Source organism: Actinomadura craniellae (genome assembly GCF_003289645.1).
In the GTDB taxonomy this organism is placed as follows: Bacteria; Actinomycetota; Actinomycetes; order Streptosporangiales; family Streptosporangiaceae; genus Actinomadura_D; species Actinomadura_D craniellae.
The window spans coordinates 327150-349485 of record NZ_QLYX01000006.1 but is presented as its reverse complement, the minus strand read 5'-3'; the positions used below and the strand labels follow the sequence as shown (position 1 = coordinate 349485).

Sequence of the window (22336 nt, the reverse complement as noted above, 5' to 3'; positions counted from 1 at the left end):
CTCCTGTTCCGCCGGGCGGCCGGCGGTGCGTTCCTCTGTGTCAGTCGGCGGGGGCGAGCGTCTCGCCGCGGGTGACCACGGCGGCGTAGCCGGGTGTGGTGCGCAGCAGTTCGCGGTGGGTTCCCTCGGCCGCGACCGCGCCACCGGACACGAACACCACGTGGTCGGCCCGGTCGAGCATCAGCGGGCTGGTGGTGCAGACCAGGGTCGTCCGGCCGGTGCGGGCGGCGCGGAGCCGGTCGGCGATCCGCGCCTCGGTGTGGGCGTCGACCGCGCTGGTGGGCTCGACCAGGATCAGCACCTCGGGGTCGGCGGCCAGCGCCCGGGCCAGCCGCAGCCGCTGCTGCTGGCCACCGGAGAACTCCCGCCCGGCCTCGGCGACGTGGGCGTCGGGTTCCGCGATGTCCTCGGCGCAGGCGGCGTGCAGTGCCGCGGCGACTCCGGGGCCGTCGCCGAGCCCCGCGCGGAGCGGCCCGGCGAACAGCCGGTCCTCGTTGATCGCCACCAGGATCCGGGCGCGCAGGTCCGCCAGTTCCCGCAGCGGCACCCCCGCGTAGGCCACCTCGCCGGCGTCGACGTAGCGGCCGAGCCGGTCGGCGATCGCGCGCGCCGCGGCGGTGTCGGTCGCCACCAGCGCGGTGCACCGGCCCGGCCGTACGACCAGCCCGGACTCGGTGTCTGTCAGATCGCCCGGGCCGGCGGGCTCGGTCGTGCCGGCGAGCACCGGTTCGGGGGTGAGCGCCAGCAGCCGGACGACCCGGCCCGCGGCGACGTGCGCCCGGATGAGCTTGTCGGCGGCCTCCCCGATGGTGCGCATGGGGTGGATCAGGAACACCGCGTACCCGTAGAACGTGACGAGCTCGCCGGGGGTGATGGCGCCGGTCGTCGCGGCCCGGGCGCCCGCCCAGACGACCAGGGCGATCAGCAGCCCGGGCAGCAGGATCTGGGCCCCGCTCAGCGCGGAGTCCACCTGGGCGACCCGGACACCGGCCCGGCGCACCCGCTGGGAGCCGGCCCGGTAGCGCTCGGCGAAGATCTGCTCCCCGCCGATCCCGCGCAGCACCCGGAGCCCGGCCACGATGTCGGCCGCCCGGGTGTTGAGCTCGCCGACCCGCTCGCGGAGCACGTGCGTCCGCCGGTGGTAGGGCCGGAACAGCGGGGCCGCGGCGGCCAGGACCAGCGGGACACCGATCACCACGATCAGGCCGAGCGGGAGCGAGGCGCCCAGCAGGAGCGCGGAGACGACGACGATGGTCACCACCGCGCCGGAGCCCCGGATCATGATGTCCATCCCGTCGCCGATGTGCGCCACGTCGGTCAGGCCCACGCTCACCACCTCGCCGGCCGAGATGCGGCGGGGCAGCGCGGCGCCCAGCCGGGTCGCCTGCCGGGTCACCACCTGGGCGGTGCGGTACGCGGCGGCCAGCCAGACGAACGACGCCCGCCGGTGCCGCAGGATGCCACTGGCCGCCTGCACCGCCCCGAGCCCCAGCAGCACCGCCGACCAGCCGAGCAGCGCGCCGGTGTCCCGGGCGGCGATCCCGTCGTCGACGGCCCGGCCGAGGGCCACCGGCACCAGCGCCTGGCTGAGCATCCAGAGGATGCCGAAGACGATTCCCGCGCCCAGCGCGCGCGGCTCGACCCGGGCCAGCCACCGCAGGTGGCCCCATGGCGTGAGGCGGCCGGGAACCCCCGGATCCGGCACGGGCAGCGAGCGCATGATGGACGACCCTAGGCACGCGTCTGCCATGGTCGCGAACCATTTTTTCGCGCTCCGTCGATCACGATCGACTGTGCGTTTGGAAACAAAGGAGGTAGGGTCACCAGTTGTACGGAGCGTGCTCACGCTCCATGAGACCTGGGTTTCAGCGGCTAGGCAGATGCCGCGGCCGGGTGCGACCGCATTGACGAGTGTCCATCGTCGTGCGGCTTGTTGCACGCCGAGACAAGCCTCGCCTTGGAAAGTGGGTGCCATGAGCCCATTCAGCGGAACCGTAACGTGAGCGCCATCAACCATCGTCAACAGCAACACTCGGCCGTCCCTGGAGTGGACGGCCCGCTCGGGCTGCTCCTGATCGAGGACGACCCGGGCGACGCGTTCCTGGTGCAGGAACTGCTGGCCGAGAGCGGCCTGAACGTCGACATCACCCACGCGCCGACCCTGGGCGAGGCCCGGCGGAAGCTCTCCCGCCGGGTCCAGTGCATCCTGGTCGACCTCTCGCTGCCGGACGCCGACGGCTTCGAGTTGCTGCAGGAGGTCCTGTCGATGGGCACGCACGCCGCCGTGGTCGTGCTCACCGGCCTGGACGACTCGCACCTGGGCGTCCGCGCCGTCGCCGCGGGCGCCGAGGACTACCTGGTCAAGCAGCATGTCGACGGGCCGCTGCTGGCCCGCGCGATCCGCTACGCGATCGAGCGCAAACGCGCCGAGGAGTCGGAGCGGCGGCTGGTCGAGGCACGCATCGTCGGCCGGGAGAACGCCCGGCTGGAGCGCGGCCTGCTACCCGTCCCGGTGATCGACGACCCGACGCTCCACCACCACACCCGCTACCAGCCGGGCCGGGAACGCGCCCTGCTGGGCGGTGACTTCTACGACACGGTGCAGACCTCCGACGGCACCGTCCACCTGGTGATAGGGGACGTCTGCGGGCACGGCCCGGACGAGGCCGCGCTCGGTGTCTGCCTGCGGATGGCCTGGCGCACCCTGGTGCTGGCCGGCCACACCGGGGGCGGGTTGCTGTCCACCCTCGACACCGTGCTGGGCCTGGAGCGGCGCAGCGACGAGATCTTCACCACCCTGTGCATGGTCACCGTGGCGCCCGACCGGCGGAGCGCCCAGATCTACATGGCGGGGCACCCCGTGCCGCTGCTGTTCGTCGGCGACGAGGTGACCGCGCTGGAGGGCGAGGAGTTCGGCCCGGCGCTGGGGCTGCTGCCGGGGGCCGAGTGGTCCGCGGTGGACGTCGAGCTGGGCGAGTCGTGGGGCCTCATGCTCTACACCGACGGGCTGATCGAGGGCCTGATCGGCAAGGGTCCCGAGCGGCTGGGCACCGACGGGCTGATCCGGCTGGCGCAGAACACCCCGGACCGGAAGTTCTGCAGTGACGCCCTGATCGACACGCTGGTCAGCGAGGCCGAGACCCTGAACGGCGAGGCGCTGGCCGACGACCTGGCCGTCCTGCTGCTGGCACGATCCGAAACCGGGTGATTCCGACGTCGCAACCGACCCCGCCGACCCTGACCCCGCCGATCCCGCCGACCCCGGCGTACGAGCCCCGGCCGCAGTCCAGGCTGGGCCGGGTGCGGCTGCGCCAGTGGTACGGCATCGGCGGCCTGGTGCTCAGCCTGCTGGTGCTGGCCGCGATGGCGCAGTCGATCCTGGCGTTGCAGGAGATCGGGAACGCCCGGACCACCCTGCTCAACCACGTGACCCCGGCCACGTTGCAGGCGTTCCAGCTCAACGGGGCGCTGGCCGCGCAGGACACCGCGATCCGCGACTACGCCGCCACCGGCGAGGCCCGGTTCGTCACCACCTACCGCCGGGCGATCGCCACCGAGGCGCAGACCGAGCAGCAGATCCAGGTGCTGTTGCGGGACGTGCCGAACGCCGCGCCGGTCCGGAACGACCTCGGCCGGCTGATGGCCGCGTCCGCCACCTGGCGCCGCGACTTCGCCGACCCGCTGACCGTCGACGGCAAGCTGGCGCGCGAGGAGAGCCGCACCGGCAGCCGGCTGTTCGGCGAGGTCAGGAACACCAACGGCGCGGTGCAGCAGGGGCTGGGCACGCTGAACGCCCAGGTCGACCAGAACCTGCGCGAGCGGGTGCGGAACCTGTACCTGTCGATGGGGATATCCAGCGTGGTCATCGGCCTCGCGGCGCTCACGCTGGTGCTGCTGATCCGGCGCACCGTGCTGCAGCCGGTGGCCAGGCTGGGCGAGCAGAGCAGGCGGGTCGCCCAGGGCGAGTTCGCCCATCCCCTGGACATCAGCGGGCCGGCGGAGCTGAGCGAGCTGGCCGCGATCGTCGACTCCATGCGGCACCGGATCATCCAGGAGTGGCGGCACACCGCCGAGGCCCGGGCCCGGCTCGACGAGCAGGCCGCGGAGCTGCGCCGGTCCAACGCCGAGCTGGAGCAGTTCGCCTACGTCGCCAGCCACGACCTGCAGGAGCCGCTGCGGAAGGTGGCGAGCTTCTGCCAGATGATCGAGCGCCGCTACTCCGATCGGCTCGACGACCGGGGACGGCAGTACATCGACTTCGCGGTGGACGGCGCGAAACGGATGCAGGCGCTGATCAACGACCTGCTCACCTTCTCCCGGGTCGGCCGGTTCACCAAGCCCGAGGAGGCCGTCTCGCTCGACGCGGTGCTGGAGCGGGCCACCGACAACCTCACCCGGCTGATCGAGGAGACCGGGGCCGAGGTCGTCGCCGACGACCTGCCCGAGGTGCCGGGCGACCGGACGCTGCTCACCCAGCTCTTCCAGAACCTGATCGGCAACGCCATCAAGTTCCGGTCCGACGAGCGGCCCCGGGTGGTCGTCGGGGCCCGGTGCGACGGCGACATGTGGGAGCTGTCGTGTGCCGACAACGGGATCGGCATCGAACCCCGCTACGCTGACCGGATCTTCCTGATCTTCCAGCGGCTGCACCCGCAGGACGAGTACACCGGGACCGGGATCGGGCTGGCCATGTGCAAGAAGATTGTCGAGCACCACGGCGGGCACATCTGGCTGGACACCGAACAGGAGCCGGGGCACCGGGGTACCACCATCCGCTGGACGCTTCCCGCCGTCGGCGCCACCGACCGCGCCGGTTCCACCGACTGCAAGGACGACGATGAACGAGCCGACGCCCAGCCCGATCGAGGTCCTGCTGGTGGAGGACGACCCCGGTGACGTGCTGCTGACCCGGGAGGCGTTCACCGACTACAAGGTCAAGAACAACCTGACCGTGGTGAGCGACGGTGAAGAGGCGATGGCCTACCTGCGGCGCGACGAGCCGTACGCGGAGGCCGACCGGCCCGACCTGGTGCTGCTCGACCTCAACCTGCCCCGCAAGGACGGGCGCGAGGTGCTGGGCGAGATCAAGGCTGATCCGGAGCTGCGGTCCATCCCGGTGGTGGTGCTCACCACGTCGGAGGCCGAGGAGGACATCCTGCGCAGCTACGAGTTGCACGCCAACGCGTACGTGGCCAAGCCGGTGGACTTCGACCAGTTCATCCGGGTGGTGCGGCAGATCGACGACTTCTTCGTCTCGGTGGTGAAGCTGCCCCGCTGAGCGCTGTGAGGTCCCTCACCCGACACAGAGCGACAAAGCAGACAAAACCCCCCGCCTGCTCGCTTCATAGCCTGCGGCTATCGAAACCAGAGTTTCCATGACTTGGACCGGCTGACCAGCGCCGACCTACCGTGCGCGGGTGGCCCCAGCGATTCCCCAGCTCTACCGGTCGACCGTCGGCAAGAAGGCCGTCATGGCCGTGACCGGCGGTCTCCTCCTCCTCTTCGTGACCGCCCACATGGTGGGCAACCTGAAGTTCTTCTTCGGGGCGGAGGAGTTCGACGGCTATGCCGCCTGGCTGCGCACCATCGGCGCCCCCGCGCTGCACCACGAGTGGTTCCTGTGGATCCAGCGCACCGGCCTGCTGCTGTGCGTGCTGCTGCACATCGGCACCGCCACCTCGCTCGCGGTACGGGCCCGGCGGGCCCGGCCGGTGCGGTACCGGCACCGCCCGGCGGTGCAGGGGTCGTACGCGGCCCGCACCATGCGGTGGGGCGGGGTGATCGTCGCGCTGTTCGTCGTCTACCACCTGCTCGACCTGACGGTCGGCGTGCTGAACCCGCACGGCGAGCACGGCGAGGTGCACGCCAACGTGGTGGCGGACTTCGCACCCGAGCGCTGGTACGTGACGCTGTTCTACGCCCTCGCCGTGATCGTGCTCGGCTTCCACGTCCAGCACGGCCTGCGGTCGGCGTTCCAGAGCCTGGGCCGCGGCGACGCGAGGACGCTCGACCTGGTCGCGACCGGGTACGCGGTCGCGCTCGTGGTGGGCTTCCTGGCCGTGCCCGTCGCCGTCCTGGTCGGAGTGGGGTCGTGAGCACCACGGCCAGTGAGGGGAGGCAGTCCGTGCACATCGACGAGAGCTTCTACGGCAGCGGCGAGCCGATCGCCGACACCAAGGCCCCGGCCGGGCCCATCGAGGAGCGCTGGAGCGAGCGCAAGTTCGCCGTCAAGCTGGTCAACCCGGCCAACAAGCGCAAGAAGACCGTCATCATCGTCGGCACCGGCCTGGCCGGGGGTTCGGCCGGCGCCACCCTGGCCGAGCTGGGCTACAAGGTCGTCCAGTTCTGCTACCAGGACAGCCCCCGCCGGGCGCACTCGATCGCCGCGCAGGGCGGCATCAACGCGGCGAAGAACTACCGCAACGACGGCGACAGCGTGCACCGGCTGTTCTACGACACCGTCAAGGGCGGCGACTTCCGCTCCCGCGAGTCCAACGTGCACCGGCTGGCCGAGATCAGCCGGCAGATCATCGACCAGTGCGTGGCGCAGGGCGTCCCGTTCGCCCGGGAGTACGGCGGCCTGCTCGACAACCGCTCGTTCGGCGGCGCCCAGGTCTCCCGCACCTTCTACGCCCGCGGCCAGACGGGCCAGCAACTGCTGCTCGGCGCCTACCAGGCGCTGATGCGGCAGGTCGACGCGGGCAACGTCGAGCTGCACCCGCGGCACGAGATGCTCGACCTGATCATGGAGGACGGCCGGGCCCGCGGCGTGGTCGTCCGGAACCTGGTCACCGGGGAGGTCAGGTCCCACACCGCCGACGCGGTGGTGCTCGCCACCGGCGGGTACGGCAACGTCTACTTCCTGTCCACCAACGCGATGGGCTCCAACGTCACCGCGGCCTGGCGGGCGCACCGGCGCGGCGCGCTGTTCGCCAACCCCTGCTACACGCAGATCCACCCGACGTGCATCCCGGTCAGCGGCGACCACCAGTCCAAGCTGACCCTGATGTCGGAGTCGCTGCGCAACGACGGCCGGGTGTGGGTGCCGGTCAAGGCCGGCGACGACCGCCGGCCCGCCGACATCCCCGAGGACGAGCGCGACTACTACCTGGAGCGGATCTACCCGGCGTTCGGCAACCTGGTCCCCCGCGACATCGCCTCCCGGGCCGCCAAGAACGTCTGCGACGAGGGCCGGGGGGTGGGCCCCGGCGGCCTGGGCGTGTACCTGGACTTCGCCGGCGCGATCGAGCGGCTGGGCCGGGACGCGGTGGCCGCCAAGTACGGCAACCTCTTCGAGATGTACGAGCGCATCACCGGCGAGAACCCCTACGAGCAGCCGATGCGCATCTACCCGGCCGTGCACTACACGATGGGCGGGCTGTGGGTCGACTACGACCTGGAGTCCACCGTCCCCGGCCTGTTCGTGATCGGCGAGGCCAACTTCTCCGACCACGGCGCCAACCGGCTGGGCGCCTCCGCGCTGATGCAGGGCCTGGCCGACGGGTATTTCGTGCTGCCGCAGACGATCGGCGACTACCTGGCCCGGAACCCGGTCGGCGCGGTGCCGGCCGAGACCGTCACCGCGGCGGAGGCCGAGGTGCAGGAGCGGATCGAGCGGCTGCTGTCGATCGACGGCGACCGCACCGTGGACTCCTTCCACCGCGAACTCGGCGCCATCATGTGGGAGTACTGCGGGATGGAGCGCACCGAGGAGGGCCTGCGCAAGGCGCTGGAGCTGATCCCGGCGCTGCGCGAGGAGTTCTGGCGGCGGGTCAGGGTGCCGGGCTCCGGCGACGACCTCAACCAGTCGCTGGAGAAGGCCGGCCGGGTGGCCGACTTCTTCGAACTCGCCGAGCTCATGTGCGTGGACGCGCTGCACCGCACCGAGTCCTGCGGCGGACACTTCCGCGCCGAGTCCCAGGACGAGGACGGCGAGGCCGCCCGCGACGACGCGAACTTCTCCTACGTCGGGGCCTGGGAGTGGACCGGCCCCGGCGAGCGGCCGATCCTCCACAAGGAGGACCTCGCCTTCGAATACGTCACGCCGAGCCAGAGGTCGTACAAGTAATGAAGCTCACCCTGCGCGTCTGGCGCCAGAAGGGCCCCGAGGACAAGGGCCGGATGGTCACCTACGAGGTGGACGACCTCTCCCCGGACATGTCGTTCCTGGAGATGCTCGACGTCCTGAACGAGCGGCTGGCGCTGAAGGGCGAGGAGCCGATCGCCTTCGACCACGACTGCCGCGAGGGCATCTGCGGCATGTGCTCGCTGGTCATCAACGGCACCCCGCACGGGCCGGAGCGGGCCACCACCACCTGCCAGCTCCACCTGCGCAAGTTCAAGGACGGCGAGGTCGTCGACATCGAGCCGTGGCGGGCCCGCCCGTTCCCGGTGATCAAGGATCTGGTGGTCGACCGGTCCGCCTTCGACAAGATCATCGAGGCCGGCGGGTACATCTCGGCGCCGACCGGGTCGGCCCCGGACGCGCACGCGGTGCCGGTGCCCAAGCCGGACGCCGACCGGGCGTTCGAGGCCGCCGAGTGCATCGGCTGCGGCGCCTGCGTGGCGGCCTGCCCGAACGGGTCCGCCATGCTGTTCACCGCCGCGAAGGTCACCCACCTGGGCCTGCTGCCGCAGGGCCAGCCCGAGCGCGACTCCCGGGTGGTCGACATGGTCGCCACCCACGACGACCTGGGCTTCGGCGGCTGCACCAACACCGGCGAGTGCACCGTGGCCTGCCCCAAGGGCATCCCGCTGGACACCATCGCTCGGCTCAACCACGACTACCTCAAGGCCGGCGGGAAGCGGTAGCCCTCAGGGCCGGACCAGCGACTCCACGCCCGCCGGCAGGCCGCCCGTCCGGGTCGCCTCGACGAGGAACGCCTCCAGGGTGGCCTGGAAGGCGCGGGCCGCGTGCGTCGGCGCCACGTCCTTACGGTGCGCCAGCGCGACCGTGCGCAGCAGGCCGGACGGCCCGGGCGGGTGGTCGCGGCTCCGCCCCGCGGTGTCGTCCACCGCCAGCGGCGTGCCGCGGAGCCGGGGCCGGCCCGCCAGCACCATGCTCGGCACCACGGCGATGCCCAGCCCCGCCTCGACGAAGCGCAGCACGGCATCCATCTCACCGCCCTCGACGGCGAACCGCGGCTCGAAGCCGGCCTGGCGGCAGGCGTTGATGGTCGCCTCGCGCAGGTCGTACCCGGACCGGAACATCACCAGGGGGCGGTTCCGGAGGTCCTCGATCCTGACATAGGGGCGGCGCGGCGGCCGGGCCTGGCCCGTGCCGCCGGCCGGCGAGGCCACGACCAGCCGCTCGCGCAGGATCGCCGTGGTGGCCAGGGGCGCGTCACCCGCCAGCGGCAGGATCACCAGCGCCAGGTCCAGCAGGCCCCGGCTCAGGTCGCGGACGAGGTCGTGGGAGCCGCCCTCCTCCACGACCAGGCCGATCCCGGGATAGGCGTCGTGGAACCGGCGCAGCACGTCGGCGAGCAGGCCCGCGCACAGCGACGGCGTCGCGCCCAGCCGGACCCGCCCGCGGCGCAGCCCCGCGAGTTCCTGCACCTCCAGGCGGGCCGTGTCGGCATCGGCGAGGATGCGCTTGGCCAGCGGCAGCAGCGCCTCCCCGGCCGGGGTCAGGGTGATGTTGCCGCGCGCCCGGCTGAACAGGGCGGCGCCCAGTTCGGTCTCCAGCGCGCGGATCTGCTTCGACAGGGACGGCTGGGCCACCCCCAGCGTCTCCGCCGCCTGCGTGAAGTGGCGCGTGTCGGCCACGGCGACGAAGTACGCCAGCTGTTGCAACTGCACTCTGCATACCGTACGGCTATCGACTTTTCAGCTTCGATTCCGGGGCGGGCTCAGCGGGCGTGCCGGCGCAGCGCCTGCAGGTCGTGGACGATCAGGCTGCGGCGGCCCGTCTCGATCCAGCCGTGCGCCCGCAGCGTGCGCAGCGCCTTGCTCACCGCCTCGCGGGACGCGCCGACCCAGCCGGCCAGCTCCTCCTGGCTGATGTTGAGCGTGATCCGCAGGCTCTGCGGCTGCTCGCCGGCCCGTCCCGCCGCCGCCCCGCCGAGCCGGTACGGGACGCCGTACCGCTCGGCCAGTTCGACCAGCCGCTGGGCCACCCGGCCCGTCGCGTCGTACATCCCGAACTCCACCCGCTTGCGGTCGGCGTCCCGCCACCGCGCGCAGAGCATCCGCATGATCAGCAGGGAGACCCGGCTGTGCGCGGCCAGGAAACCCAGGAAGTCGGCCGCGTTCACCACCAGCGCCTCGACGGGCTCCATGGTCGAGACGGTCGCCGACCGGGGCAGGCCGTCGATCACCGAGATCTCGCCCATCAGCGCCCCGGGCCCGCGCACCGCCAGCAGCACCTCGCCGCCGTTCAGCCCGTGCGAGGACGCCTTGACCCGGCCCGACAGCAGGATCGCCACCCAGCCCGAGGGCTCGCCCTCCCGGAACAGCACCTCACCTCGATCCCAGGGACGCACCCGGCCGCGCTGCTCCAGATCGGCTCGCTCCTCCGGGGTGAGGTCGGCGAGAAACGATCCCCGCTCGATCGGGCTCATGGGCTTCTCCCCTCCGTGAACGGGACATCATGGCACTCCCATCGACCCGATCACGCACACGCCGTGGCTTGTGTGTATTTTTCCCTATCCCCACACCTGACTTTTCGTAAAGGTGGATCGCGGTGTGCTCAGGGGACAGGACACCGGCCCGGGTGGGCGGCGGAGGCGGAGGCACGCCGCCCGCCCGGCACACCACCGATCGAGGTCGGACCCCGCACGCGCTGGGTCCGGGCATGGGTCCCAAGACCCTGGTCTCCTCGAAAAGATCCGCTTTACGGTACGGCGGTGCGTGCGAACCGGGCCGACCGCGGCGAAGGCAGCGCCTCCTACATCGCCGTCATCGTGCTGATCGGTGCGGCCGTGACCGTGGTCGCCACCACCGGGATCGGTGCGACGATCACCTCCGGCGTCGAACGCTCCATCTGCCGGGTCACCGGCGGCTGCGGGCCCGCCCAGGCACAGGCCGAAGACGAACCCAGCCTGCTGCCACGGCCGCCCCTCAACCCCGGCCGGCGGCTCCCGGAGCCCACCCGGCTGCCGAACCCCAGCCCCGGACCGCCACCTCCGTCCGACTCCGAACAGGTCGCCACCGAACGGGTGCTCAACGAGACCCCGCTCGGCCGCGAGGCACTCGAATGGGTGCGGCAGAACGGGGTGGCGGTGGTCTACCGCCCCGGTGGGGGCTCCTTCTACCGAGGCAGCACCAACACCTTCTACGTGGACAGCAGCAGAACGCCCGAAGCCCAGGCCGCGACCTTCGTGCACGAGGTCAACCACGCCCGGCACGACGGAACCCCCGACCCCAAGAAGATGGGACGCGACGAGTACATCGACGCGTCCATCAACGAGGAGGTCGAGAGCGTCATCCTCGCGATCCGGGCCAACCAGCAACTCCAGGCGGTCCGGCCCCCCGGCAGCGTCCCGGACATCCCGTTCCAGTCCCAGTACGAGGCGTCCTACGATCGAGCCATCCGGCGGGCGGAAGAGGCCCGTAAGCAGAACAACCAACCACCGCTCACCGAAGCGGAGAAACGCCGGATCGGTGAAGAGGCCGGATGGAACCGACTCAAACGCGGCTTCCTCAGCGGCGAAATCACCCGATCCACCGACGGGAAGAGCTATGTCGACGGATACGGAGAAGCATGGGACGACGCGCATGACTGCTTCCTGTGGATCTTCTGCTGAGCGCCGGCGGCCGCCGCGCGCGGCGGCCCTCCTCACCGCGCTGATCCTGGCGGCCGGATGCACCGGCGGCCCGGACGCCGCGGAGGGACCATCACGCAGTCCAGGGGTCCGCGTGGACGAGAAGACCCGCGACTCCCTCAGTGCCGCGCTGAACAGGGCCGGGCGCTCCGCGGAAGCGGGACTGGTCAAGGAGGACGGCACCCGGCTGACCACCCTGCCCGCGCCGTTCCTGCGCACCTGGCGCATCATCGAGGTCAGCAACCGGCAAAACGCCCACCCGGTGCTGTTCTACGTGGGCGCGGGCGCCGGGCAGGCGTACCTGCTGACCGGCGACCCGGCGGCCTTCGGCAAGGTCACCACCGCGGACGGAAGCCGGGTCGCCGACACCGCCACCGCCGAGCGGCTCGCCCGCCTCTACCTGGAGACCACCCGCGACACCGGCCGGCTGACCTACGTCGTCGGCGGCGTCAACGAGATCAGGTTCCGGCCGGGGATCACCGGCGAGGACGCCGAGCGCCGCAACGCCGTCATCGCCCGCTACCGCCCCACCATCGCCCCGCCCCAGGCCAGGGCCGCGGACGGCGGGTTCACCGTGACCGCCTACACCGTCCGCGAGCAGGAACTGCGCCGGCACACCCTGACCGTCACCGCCGCAGGCGCCGTCCGGGACAAGGCCGAGACCCTCGTCGACGACCTCCCGGTCCCCTACACCCTCTGACCTGGGCTCCCCGTGCGCCCGGGCCCAGCCCCATGAGGTCCGGGGAATGGGCCCGGGGACCCTGGGCCGCCGAGCATGATCGGCTTACCGTGCGGCGATGCGAACGAACCGGGCCGACCGCGGTGAGGGCGGCGCCTCCTACCTGGCCGTCATCCTGCTGATCGGCGCGGTCACGGCCGCGATCGCCACCACCGGCCCAGGCGGGACGATCACCTCCGGCCTCTGGCAGTCCCTCTGCCGGGTGACCGGCGACTGCGTGCCGCCACGGGTGGACAACCATCCCGAGCCGCTGCCCGCACCACCCCACGCCTCCGGCCCGCCCACGCGGGCCGTCCCGCGGCCGAGCCCCGGCCCCCCGGTCCCGCAACCGCTCCCGGACCCCGAACGGATCGCCACCGAACGGATACTGCGCGAGACCCCGTACGGCCGCGAGGCACTCGAATGGGTGCAGCGGAACGGGGTGACGGTAGTCTACCGGCGCGGCGGCGGCTCCTACTACAACCCCGTCACGCACACCATCATCGTGGACACCAGCAGATCACCCGAGGCACAGGCCGCGACCTTCATCCACGAGACCCACCACGCCAAAACCCGCTACACGCCCCTCGTCTGGGGGATGGGCCGGGCGGAGTACATCAGCGCGGCGATCGACGAGGAGGTCGAGGCGACCCTCCAGGGGATCCGGGCCAACCAGTACCTCCAGCGGATCCGGCCGACCGGCGAGATCTACGACATGCCCTACGAGAGCAACCACGACTCCGCCTACACCCAGGCGGTCTACCGGGAGGAGCAGGCCCGCCTGAAGAACGAGCAGCCGCCGCTCACCAAGGAGGAGGAGGCGCGGATCGGCGAGGAGGCCGCGCGGCGGGAACTCAAGCGGCTCTACATGGACGGCACGATCACCGGATCCACCGACGGGAAGCCGTACCCGGACTCCTACGGCGAGGAGTGGGACTTCGCCCACGGCTGTTTCGTCCTGATCTTCTGCTGAGCGGGTGAGGGCGCCCCGGCCGGAATCCCGGCCGGGGCGCCCTCACCTCGCTCCCTCGGATCAGGCGGTGCTCACCGCCGCCCTCACCTCACTCACTCGCTGCGCTCGCTCCCTCGGCTCAGGCGGAGGGGGTGTCCTGGCCCTTCTTGACGATGCCGAGCTTGGAGCCGAGCCAGACCAGCGGGTCGTACTTCTGGCCGGCCACGCGCTCCTTCATCGGGATCAGCGCATTGTCAGTGATCTTGATGTGCTCGGGGCAGACCTCGGTGCAGCACTTGGTGATGTTGCAGAAGCCCAGCCCGTGGTCCTCCTGCGCGATCTTGCGCCGGTCGGCGGCGTCGGCCGGGTGCATCTCCAGCTCGGAGATGCGCATCAGGAAGCGCGGCCCGGCGAACGACTCCTTGTTCTCCTCGTGGTCACGGATCACGTGGCAGACGTTGTTGCACAGGAAGCACTCGATGCACTTGCGGAACTCCTGCGAGCGCTCGACGTCCTGCTGCATCATCCGGAACTCGCCGGGCTTGGTGTCGCCCGGGTCGAAGGACGGGATCTGCCGCGCCTTCTCGTAGTTGAACGACACGTCGGTGACCAGGTCGCGGATGACCGGGAAGGTACGCACCGGGGTCACCGTGATCGTCTCGTCCGGGGAGAACGTCGACATCCGGGTCATGCACAGCAGCCGCGGCATGCCGTTGATCTCGGCCGAGCACGACCCGCACTTGCCGGCCTTGCAGTTCCACCGCACCGCCAGGTCGGGGGCCTGGGTGGCCTGCAACCGGTGGATGATGTCGAGGACGACCTCGCCCTCGTTCACCTCGACCGTGTAGTCGGTCAGCTCGCCCTCGCCCGCGTCACCACGCCAGACGCGGAACTTCGCCTCGTAGCTCATGCCTTCTCCTCGGCCGCCGCGGACACGGGCAGCTCCTCTTCGGTGAGGTACTTCTTGAGCTCGTCGTTCTCGAAGAGCGTGATCAGGTCCTCGCGCATCGGCTCCAGCGGCTGGCGCTTCAGCTCGACCCTGGGGTCGGCGGGGTCGCCGACCAGCCGGCAGACCAGGTTCACCTTGCGCCAGTCGGCCGACATGGCCGGGTGGTCGTCGCGGGTGTGCCCGCCGCGGCTCTCCTGCCGCTCCAGCGCCGCCTTGGCGATGCACTCGGAGACGAGGAGCATGTTGCGCAGGTCGAGCGCCAGGTGCCAGCCCGGGTGGTAGCCCCGGCCGCCCTCCACCGCCACGTTGGCGACCCGGGCGCGGAGCTTGTCCAGGGACTGGAGCGCCTGCTCCAGCTCCCCCTCCTTGCGGATGATGCCGACCAGGTCGTTCATCGTCTGCTGGAGTTCCTGGTGGACGGTGTAGGGGTTCTCCCCGCCCGTCCGGTCGAACGGCTCCAGCGCCTCGGCGGAGGCCGCCTCGACCTCCTCGGCGGAGACCGCGGGACGGTCCGCCAGGGCGTCGACGTACTCGGCGGCGCCCAGCCCGGCGCGGCGGCCGAACACCAGCAGGTCGGTCAGCGAGTTGCCGCCCAGCCGGTTGGAGCCGTGCATGCCGCCGGAGCACTCGCCCGCGGCGAACAGCCCGGGGACGAGCGCGGCCCCGGTGTCGGGGTCGACCTCCACCCCGCCCATCACGTAGTGGCAGGTCGGGCCGACCTCCATCGGCTCCTTGGTGATGTCGACGTCCGCCAGTTCCTTGAACTGGTGGTGCATCGCCGGCAGCCGGCGCTTGATCTCCTCGGCGCCGCCGGGCATCCGGTCGACCACGGTGAGGAAGACCCCGCCGTGCGGCGAGCCGCGGTTCGCCTTGACCTCGGAGTTGATGGCCCGGGCGACCTCGTCACGGGGCAGCAGCTCCGGCGGGCGCCGGTTGTTGTCGGGGTCGTCGTACCAGCGGTCGCCCTCCTCCTCGGTGGTGGCGTACTGCGCCTTGAACACCTCGGGGATGTAGTCGAACATGAACCGCTTGCCGTCGGAGTTCTTGAGGATGCCCCGGTCGCCGCGCACCGACTCGGTGACCAGGATGCCCTTGACGGACGGCGGCCAGACCATGCCGGTGGGGTGGAACTGGACGAACTCCATGTTCAGCAGCGTGGCCCCGGCCAGCAGCGCCAGCGCGTGCCCGTCACCGGTGTACTCCCAGGAGTTGGAGGTGACCTTGAAGGCCTTGCCGATGCCGCCGGTGGCCAGCACCACCGCGGGCGCCTCGAAGACCACGAACTTCCCGGTCTCGCGGACGTAGGCGAACACGCCGCTGATCCGGTCGCCGTCCAGCAGCAGCCGGGTGACGGTGGTCTCGGCCCAGACCTTGAGCCGGGCATCGTAGTCGCCGTGGTCCCGGTGGTCCTCCTGCTGGAGGGCGACGATCTTCTGCTGGGCGGTGCGGATCAGCTCCAGGCCAGTGCGGTCGCCGACGTGCGCCAGCCGCGGGTACTCGTGCCCGCCGAAGTTACGCTGGCTGATCTTGCCGTCCTTGGTGCGGTCGAACAGCGCGCCCCAGTGCTCCAGCTCCCAGACCCGGTCGGGGGCCTCCTTGGCGTGCAGCTCGGCCATCCGCCAGTTGTTGAGGAACTTGCCGCCGCGCATGGTGTCGCGGAAGTGGACCTGCCAGTTGTCGTTGGGGTTGACGTTCCCCATCGCCGCGGCGGCGCCGCCTTCGGCCATCACCGTGTGGGCCTTGCCGAACAGCGACTTGGAGATGATCGCCGTCTTCTTGCCCTGCAGGCGGGCCTCGATGGCCGCCCGCAGTCCCGCACCTCCGGCGCCGATCACGACGACGTCGTAGGAGTGCCTTTCGATCTCAGTCATGATCCGTGGGTCCTCAGTTGTAAATGCGCAGGTCGGAGATCGCTCCCCCGGACACCAGCGCCACGTACAGGTCGGCCACCACCAGCGAGCCGAGCGTGATCAGGGCGAACTGCCCGTGCCGCTCGTTCAGCTTGGAGACCTGTCCCCACATCCAGTAACGGATCGGGTGCTTGGAGAAGTTCTTGAGCCTGCCGCCGACAATGTGCCGGCAGGAGTGGCACGAGAGCGTGTAACCCCACAGCAGGACCGCGTTGGTCACCAGGATCAGCGAACCGAGACCGATGCCGAAGCCGCCGTCCTTGCCGTGGAAGGCCAGCACCGCGTCATAGGTGTTGATCAGCGAGATCAGTGCGGCGGCCAGCCAGAAGTAACGGTGCAGGTTCTGCCCCACCAGCGGGAAGCGGCGCTCGCCGGTGTACTTCTTGTGCGGCTCGCGCACCGCGCACGCCGACGGCGACGCCCAGAACCCGCGGTAGTAGGCCTTCCGGTAGTAGTAGCAGGTCAGCCGGAAGAGCAGCAGGAACGGCAGCGAGATCGCGGCGAACGGGATGAAGAACGGCAGCTTCGGCAGGAACTCGCCGAAGTGCGCCGAGCCCGGCACGCACTCCACGCTGACACAGGGTGAGTAGAAGGGCGTGAGGTAGTGGTACTCATCGACCCAGTAGTACTGGCCCATCATCGCGCGCACGGTCGCGTACGCCACCCATGCCGTGAACACGACGACGATGAAGATCGGATATTGACGCCAACGGTCCGTGCGGAGCGTGCGCTCTTCGAGCCGAGCGCGCTCCTTGGCCGGGGCATCCAGGGTGCTCATGAGGCGCTCCTGTACTCGGGTTCCGGCACCGGCCGGTGACCGGACCCGGGGCGGTCCGTAGTGACGCGTGAGTCTGCCGCCGTTGCGCCACGGCTACAAGCTGTACACGCGCTGCTGGCGAAGCGACCTTACGCTACCCCCGCAGATCTGTGACACAAGCAACAGGCAGACGACTCATGTGACTCTAGCCACAGATGACGCCTGCGCCGAACGAGCCTGGGAGGATGCCCCACCTGCATAGACGCGATAGCCCCCGGCTATCTCTTCAGCCGGGGTTCCCCAGGAAGAAGACGACCGTGAAGGTGATCACCACGGCGCCCGCGAGGGCCAGCAGGAGCGCGTCCCGATCGGACTTGCCGGCGTCGAAGGCGATGTGGGCCCGGGTGGGACGGGCGGGGTCGTACAGGACGGTGACCGGTGTTCCGGTCGCCGCGTCCTGGCGGAGCCCGCGTTCCTCGAAGGTCAGCTCCCGGCCGTCCGGTCCCCGGTAGCGGATGGTGAGGCGGTAGGTGCTCGGGCCGTCGTCGCGCCGCTTCTCCCAGTCGGAGCCGACCACCGTGCCGGGCGTCTCAACGGCGCGCCGCAGGAACCGGCGCCGGTGCACGGCGTAGATCGGCGCGGCGACGACCAGGCCGGGGCCGAGCACGAGCAGGAGCGCCAGGAGCGCGTACTCACCGATCATCGGCGCCCTCCGAAGAACAGCACCCCGCCGGCCGTTCCGGCGAGCGTGCCCGCCTCGTACAAGAGCACACCGGCCCAGTCGCCGTCGATGGCGGCGGGGATCGCGGCGAGGGTCATCACGGTCAGCGGGCCGACCAGCGCCAGCGGCAGCCGCCGCCGGCCGGGCAGCCGGCGGGCCGCCAGCGCTCCCGCCACGCCGCCGAAGCCGAGCAGGAGCATGATGACCGCGAGGGCCGAGGTCCACACGAAGCTGTCACCCGCCACCGTCTTCGGGGAGCCGACGGCGACGACGACCGAGACGAAGCCGATGACGAGGAGGGCGGCGGCCATGACGAAGCCGCTCTCCACCGCGGCGCGGACCGGCCGGTTCACGAGGCGACCCGGACGGAGCGCAGGACCGCGGGCAGGCCGGCGACGGCGAACTCCGCGGACGGGGCACGGACGGCGATGTTGAGCATGGTGCCCTTCGGGGTGAGCGCGTAGATGTCCACGATCTTGACCTGCACGGTGCCGCCGCCGGGCAGCCGCTCCTCGTACACCGCCTCGATCCAGTGCGCCTCGGTCGCGCCCGGCACCCGGTGCGGGCGGTCGGTGAGGATCTGCCGCCCGTACACGGTGTTGAACGCCCGGGCCTGGAGGAGCTGGTCGCGCATGGTGCCGGTGTAGCGGTCGCGCCGGGCCACGATGACCTGGCCCCGGAACGCGCCGTGCGGGCCGGGCGGGCCGTGCAGCTCGATCAGCGGGGATCGCCGCTCGTCGGTGGTGCGCCGCTCGGTCCAGCCCGCGGGATGCGTGAACGTGTAGCCGGCGCCGCGGTACAGCACGTGGCCCGGCGGCGGCGCGGCCGGTTCGGGGCTCGAACAGGCGGCCGCGGCGAGGACCAGGGCGGGGATCAGGACGGACAGTCTGCCCACGGCACCCACCCCTTGCCGTCCTGCCAGATCCGCGCCTGGGACAGGTCGTTGTCCTCGTTCTCGATCTTCAGCTCGACGAGCGAGTTGCCCCGCCGGCCCGAGCCCTCCCCGGTGAACTTGACGTTGCCGACGCTGGAGTCGTAGATCTGGGAGGTCTTCGTGCCCCGCTGCTCGATGTACTGGTTCAGCCGGAACGCCTCCGGGGTGAACTCCGCGATGGCGCCGACCGGGTAGCGCAGCCAGGTCCCGGCCGCGTTCAGGAAGAAGCTCGCGGCGGCGTCCCGGTTGGCCGGGTCGGTGAGGTCGAGGGTGCTGTGCTCGATGGTGCGGCTGCCGCCGAGGGGGACCTGGAGGTTCCCCACGGAGCGCCCGCTCCGGTCCTTCTTGGCCACCTCGTCGGCGAGCCGGCCGAACCAGTTGCCGTTCATGTCGACCACCCGCTGGTACCGGGTGAGGTTGCCGTTCTTGTCGACGGTGAGCTGGTACGTCAGGTTGATCCGGCCCTTCCAGGTCAGGCCGATGTCGGGCCAGTTGGTCTTGAGGTGCTCGCGGGCCGCGGCGGGGAGCTTGAACACCCCGCCGTACCTGCGGCCCAGCTCGTTCTCGATGTAGTCGATGGCGTCGTCGATCTTGTTGTTGAACCGGCCGCGCGCTCCCCGGGGGATGACCAGGGCCAGGTCGATGGCGAGCGACGGTTCCAGCTCGGCCGAGTCGCGGAGGGTGAAGGAGGTGTTGCCCGCGTCGTCGCGGCGGACGCCGGCCAGGTGCCAGCCACGGCCGCCGACCGTGAGCGCGGCCCGGCCGAACAGGTCGAGCTTGCCGCTGAAGCCCGCGGTGAGCCCGCCCTCCAGCGACCATTCCTTGCGGGGCGGCAGTTGCGGGCCGTCGAGTACGTTCCGCACGTCGTCGCCCACCAGCGGGAGGTTCTTGAGGATCCTGACCGGCAGGCCGGTGGCGGGGTTGTTCTCCAGGATCGTGTCGGCGATGTCGGCGGCCCGCTTCTGCGCGTACTTCCAGGGGAAGCCGCGGGCCTCCGCCTCGCTGCCGAACTCGTAGGTCTCACCGCCGGTGACGTTCAGGCCGAGCCAGGCGCCGGCGGTCAGCGGGTTCGAGGGGCGGACGGGGCCGTACGGGCTGTCGCCCTCGGTCTGGCCGCCGGGCAGGCTGGGGGTGGCGACCGCGCCCTCGCCCCAGCCGTAGACCGTCACCTGCCAGCGGTCCGGCTTACCCGGTGTGATGATCTTGCGTGTCTGGAAGCCCAGCCGGACGCCGCCGCGCAGGTCGACGTAGCGGATGGGGAAGGTGACGTTCAGTTCCCCGTAGCTGACGTCGATCTCTCCGTAGCAGGGGTTCACCGGACGGCCGGCCACCGGCTGCGTCGGCGGGTTGTGGCCCGGCAGCAGGGGCCCGCAGACCGCGTCGACGTCGCCCTCGACCAGCAGCCGGCACAGGGCGTACTCGATGCCCCCGGAGATCCGGGCGCCTATTCCGCTCGCGACGATGACTGCCAGGATCGCGGCAGTCAGCAGAATGGCGGCGAGATAGTTAATGACACCTTCGCCGCGATCCCGCCGGACCCCCGCCCGCCGAGTAAAACGTTCCACCCGGCGATCATCTACGAATTCCCAACTGGGGGAATAGGTCTACCGAGTCAATTATCTGACATATACGTGAATGTTAACCGGACGTTTCCGCAGATTTCGATCAGTGGATTCTGAACGATCCCACGACCTCTGCTACCCGTGCGGCCGCGGCCGCCCCGTCGGCCGCGGTGACCGAGAATTCCAGCAGTACACCGTCCTCGGTGAGCGCCAGCGTGTCGGTGGCCCGCACCCGCACGGTCCGGCCCCTGACGGTCTTCACCTTGGCCGTGTACTCGAATCGGTGCCCTCGCCGGGCGCGGTCGAGCACCAGCGATTCATCCTTTTTGATGGTGCGGTCGGCGCGATCGGCCTGGCGCCGGTATTCGACGAGCCGGTCCTCGAACTGGTACGGATAAGAAGCCCACCGCACAACGCGCGCTCGGCCGCTGAAAGCCCCCTCCGGGGTCGCCGGGCCGTTGATTTCCACATATTCGTGGCCCAGCCGATCGAACCCGGACCGGAGCGTCCAGCCGGCCGGGTACGCCACCCGGTAATCGTCGCCGCGATGCTCGGCGAATCCCGCCGGCTTCGGATCACTCGACCAGATCTTCCGCTCCAGCGTGACGCTCTTCCAGTCACAGGACGCCAGCGGGAGCAGGAGGATCAGCGCCGCGAGGGCGCGGAGGGCAATCGAGAAAAACACTCTTGACGGTATGTGAACACGTGGCGTCCGAGATGGGTCCACAGGCCCAAAACCGGACCCAAAAACCGGGCCCAGCACCGAAATTAGGTCCACGGACCCTATGCCCGAACCCCCTTGCTCCCTAGGGTCTCTACGGTCGGATAACTACGGACTGGCGGCGGTGGACGTCTTGATGCTGGCTCGTGGACGATGGGGCACGTCCCGGCGCGACGAGGGCTCGACACAACTCCTCCTGTTGATGGGCACGGTCTGCGCGCTGGCCCTGACCGTCATGATCGTGCCGTTGGCGCAGGCCAACGACATGCGGACCCGCGGGCAGACCGCCGCGGACGCCGCCGCGATCGGCGCACTCACCCCGCTGCGCGACAAGGCGATCCTGCTCGCCCAGAACGGCAACGATCCCAATGGCCTGGGGCTGTGGGAGGCCGTCACCGACATCGACACCGCCGGCGCGGCGCACACCGCCGCCGCGCGCCAGTACGCCGACCGCAACGGCTCGAGACTCATCGGCGACGTCAACGTGACCGGCCGCCTGGGTTACACCATGAAGGCCACGGTGGCCACCAAGGACTGCCAGATCAAGGACCGCGACAAGCTCACCGCCCAGGAGGCCGAGGACCTGCGGCTGCGGCGCATGGACAAGCTGTGCACCGACAACACCGGTGAGCTGGGCGTCCCGCGCAGCCGGGGCGGCGGCAGCGCCATCGCGCAACTCCAACTCCCCGAATGCGTCGTCGAGTACAGCCCGCCGGACCCGAGCGGCAACCGCCATCCCATCGCCCTGCACTGCGGGGGGGTGACGGTGTGGCGGCCCGGTGGCGCGTTGGTCTCCCGTGGCCGGCTCATGAACCTCTTCAAGATCCGGCTGGTCGCCAAAGAGGACTCGACCGAGTACAACGGGCTGCCGCCCACGGAGTACTTCGGCGGCGTCGGCTGGGACGGGGTCATCCCCGGCAACCCGTGCGAGATCGTCAAGAGGATCATCCAGAACGCCCGAAACAAGATCGGCAAGGCGTATGTCTGGGGTGGCGAGTCCGAGGCCGAGGGCGGCTACGACTGCTCCGGGCTGATCTACGCCTCCTACCTGGAGGCCGGGATCTCCATCCCGCGCACCACGTTCACCCAGTGGCCCTACGGGGTCCGGGTGACCGGCCCGGAGAAGCCCGGTGACCTGGTCTTCTTCAACTCGGGCCCCGGCACGGCCAGCGGCCGGCCCGGCCACGTCGGGCTGGTGGTCGACCCCGAGCGCAAGCTGATGATCGAGGCGGCCTGCACCGCCTGCGGCCCCATCCGGGTGTCCTCCTACGCCCGTTCCAACATGGTGGGCTTCACCCGGCCGCTGGCGCACGCCACCAACAAGTGCCCCGAGGAGTGAGCGGCGCG

General features: G+C 70.8%; 21 protein-coding genes. 10 read left to right on the top strand and 11 right to left on the bottom strand.

All coding sequences use genetic code 11. The features are described 5' to 3' along the window. Window positions 1–40: 40 nt before the first annotated feature. On the bottom strand, window positions 41–1720 hold the full coding sequence (locus DPM19_RS15945; RefSeq protein ID WP_111868243.1) for an ABC transporter transmembrane domain-containing protein: 1680 nt from the start codon (window positions 1718–1720) through the stop codon (window positions 41–43). Between the two features lie 279 nt (window positions 1721–1999). On the opposite strand from DPM19_RS15945, the gene DPM19_RS15940 reads away from it, so the two are divergent. The 6 genes from DPM19_RS15940 to DPM19_RS15915 all read left to right on the top strand — a co-directional run bounded on the left by DPM19_RS15940 (window position 2000) and on the right by DPM19_RS15915 (window position 8811). Next, window positions 2000–3208, top strand: a complete 1209-nt coding sequence (locus DPM19_RS15940; RefSeq protein ID WP_233510197.1) for a PP2C family protein-serine/threonine phosphatase — start codon at window positions 2000–2002, stop codon at window positions 3206–3208. Continuing rightward, window positions 3205–4896, top strand: coding sequence for a sensor histidine kinase (locus tag DPM19_RS15935; protein ID WP_111868241.1), 1692 nt, complete (start codon window positions 3205–3207; stop codon window positions 4894–4896). The genes DPM19_RS15940 and DPM19_RS15935 overlap by 4 nt, the downstream gene beginning before the upstream one ends. Further along, complete coding sequence (locus DPM19_RS15930; RefSeq protein WP_111868238.1) at window positions 4838–5278, top strand: response regulator; 441 nt, start codon at window positions 4838–4840, stop codon at window positions 5276–5278. Before DPM19_RS15935 ends, DPM19_RS15930 begins: the two co-directional genes overlap by 59 nt. A gap of 139 nt (window positions 5279–5417) precedes the next feature. Next, the gene (locus tag DPM19_RS15925; protein ID WP_267900885.1) at window positions 5418–6095 is read left to right on the top strand and encodes a succinate dehydrogenase cytochrome b subunit; all 678 of its coding nucleotides are present in this window, start codon (window positions 5418–5420) and stop codon (window positions 6093–6095) included. 35 nt (window positions 6096–6130) lie between these two features. After that, window positions 6131–8068, top strand: a complete 1938-nt coding sequence (locus DPM19_RS15920; RefSeq protein WP_111868447.1) for a fumarate reductase/succinate dehydrogenase flavoprotein subunit — start codon at window positions 6131–6133, stop codon at window positions 8066–8068. Further along, window positions 8068–8811, top strand: coding sequence for a succinate dehydrogenase/fumarate reductase iron-sulfur subunit (locus tag DPM19_RS15915; RefSeq protein WP_111868235.1), 744 nt, complete (start codon window positions 8068–8070; stop codon window positions 8809–8811). Before DPM19_RS15920 ends, DPM19_RS15915 begins: the two co-directional genes overlap by 1 nt. A gap of 3 nt (window positions 8812–8814) precedes the next feature. Here DPM19_RS15915 and DPM19_RS15910 read toward each other — a convergent pair whose 3' ends face one another. Both DPM19_RS15910 and DPM19_RS15905 read right to left on the bottom strand, forming a co-directional pair. Continuing rightward, complete coding sequence (locus DPM19_RS15910; protein ID WP_111868232.1) at window positions 8815–9801, bottom strand: LysR family transcriptional regulator; 987 nt, start codon at window positions 9799–9801, stop codon at window positions 8815–8817. A 50-nt stretch (window positions 9802–9851) separates the two neighbouring features. Continuing rightward, a complete protein-coding gene (locus tag DPM19_RS15905; protein WP_111868229.1) occupies window positions 9852–10562 on the bottom strand; it encodes a Crp/Fnr family transcriptional regulator in 711 nt (236 codons plus the stop codon). A 285-nt stretch (window positions 10563–10847) separates the two neighbouring features. Between DPM19_RS15905 and DPM19_RS15900 the strand changes: the two genes are divergently transcribed. From DPM19_RS15900 to DPM19_RS15890, 3 genes are all read left to right on the top strand, one after another. Next, a complete protein-coding gene (locus DPM19_RS15900) occupies window positions 10848–11747 on the top strand; it encodes a hypothetical protein (RefSeq protein WP_111868226.1) in 900 nt (299 codons plus the stop codon). A 112-nt stretch (window positions 11748–11859) separates the two neighbouring features. Continuing rightward, window positions 11860–12465: a hypothetical protein gene (locus DPM19_RS15895; RefSeq protein WP_111868223.1), complete on the top strand. Its 606-nt coding sequence runs from the start codon at window positions 11860–11862 to the stop codon at window positions 12463–12465. A 97-nt stretch (window positions 12466–12562) separates the two neighbouring features. Beyond that, window positions 12563–13456 (top strand): hypothetical protein, encoded by an 894-nt coding sequence (locus tag DPM19_RS15890; protein WP_111868221.1) that lies wholly within the window; start codon window positions 12563–12565, stop codon window positions 13454–13456. Between the two features lie 118 nt (window positions 13457–13574). Here DPM19_RS15890 and DPM19_RS15885 read toward each other — a convergent pair whose 3' ends face one another. From DPM19_RS15885 to DPM19_RS15850, 8 genes are all read right to left on the bottom strand, one after another. After that, on the bottom strand, window positions 13575–14345 hold the full coding sequence (locus tag DPM19_RS15885; protein ID WP_111868219.1) for a succinate dehydrogenase/fumarate reductase iron-sulfur subunit: 771 nt from the start codon (window positions 14343–14345) through the stop codon (window positions 13575–13577). Then, complete coding sequence (locus DPM19_RS15880; RefSeq protein ID WP_111868216.1) at window positions 14342–16255, bottom strand: fumarate reductase/succinate dehydrogenase flavoprotein subunit; 1914 nt, start codon at window positions 16253–16255, stop codon at window positions 14342–14344. The genes DPM19_RS15885 and DPM19_RS15880 overlap by 4 nt, the downstream gene beginning before the upstream one ends. A 13-nt stretch (window positions 16256–16268) precedes the next feature. After that, the gene (locus tag DPM19_RS15875) at window positions 16269–17072 is read right to left on the bottom strand and encodes a hypothetical protein (RefSeq protein ID WP_111868213.1); all 804 of its coding nucleotides are present in this window, start codon (window positions 17070–17072) and stop codon (window positions 16269–16271) included. Between the two features lie 265 nt (window positions 17073–17337). Further along, window positions 17338–17754, bottom strand: coding sequence for a DUF3592 domain-containing protein (locus DPM19_RS15870; RefSeq protein WP_111868210.1), 417 nt, complete (start codon window positions 17752–17754; stop codon window positions 17338–17340). Beyond that, window positions 17751–18125, bottom strand: a complete 375-nt coding sequence (locus tag DPM19_RS15865; protein ID WP_111868207.1) for a hypothetical protein — start codon at window positions 18123–18125, stop codon at window positions 17751–17753. The genes DPM19_RS15870 and DPM19_RS15865 overlap by 4 nt, the downstream gene beginning before the upstream one ends. Further along, window positions 18122–18667, bottom strand: coding sequence for a hypothetical protein (locus DPM19_RS15860; RefSeq protein ID WP_146778888.1), 546 nt, complete (start codon window positions 18665–18667; stop codon window positions 18122–18124). The genes DPM19_RS15865 and DPM19_RS15860 overlap by 4 nt, the downstream gene beginning before the upstream one ends. Continuing rightward, window positions 18646–20271 carry a hypothetical protein gene (locus DPM19_RS15855; protein ID WP_111868201.1) on the bottom strand — a complete coding sequence of 542 codons (1626 nt, stop codon included), beginning with the start codon at window positions 20269–20271 and terminating at the stop codon, window positions 18646–18648. Before DPM19_RS15855 ends, DPM19_RS15860 begins: the two co-directional genes overlap by 22 nt. Window positions 20272–20371: 100 nt before the next feature. Further along, window positions 20372–21046 (bottom strand): hypothetical protein, encoded by a 675-nt coding sequence (locus DPM19_RS15850; protein WP_158566801.1) that lies wholly within the window; start codon window positions 21044–21046, stop codon window positions 20372–20374. 67 nt (window positions 21047–21113) lie between these two features. On the opposite strand from DPM19_RS15850, the gene DPM19_RS15845 reads away from it, so the two are divergent. Next, entirely contained in the window at window positions 21114–22328 is a 1215-nt protein-coding gene (locus DPM19_RS15845) for a C40 family peptidase (protein WP_233510196.1), read from the top strand. Window positions 22329–22336: the final 8 nt, after the last annotated feature.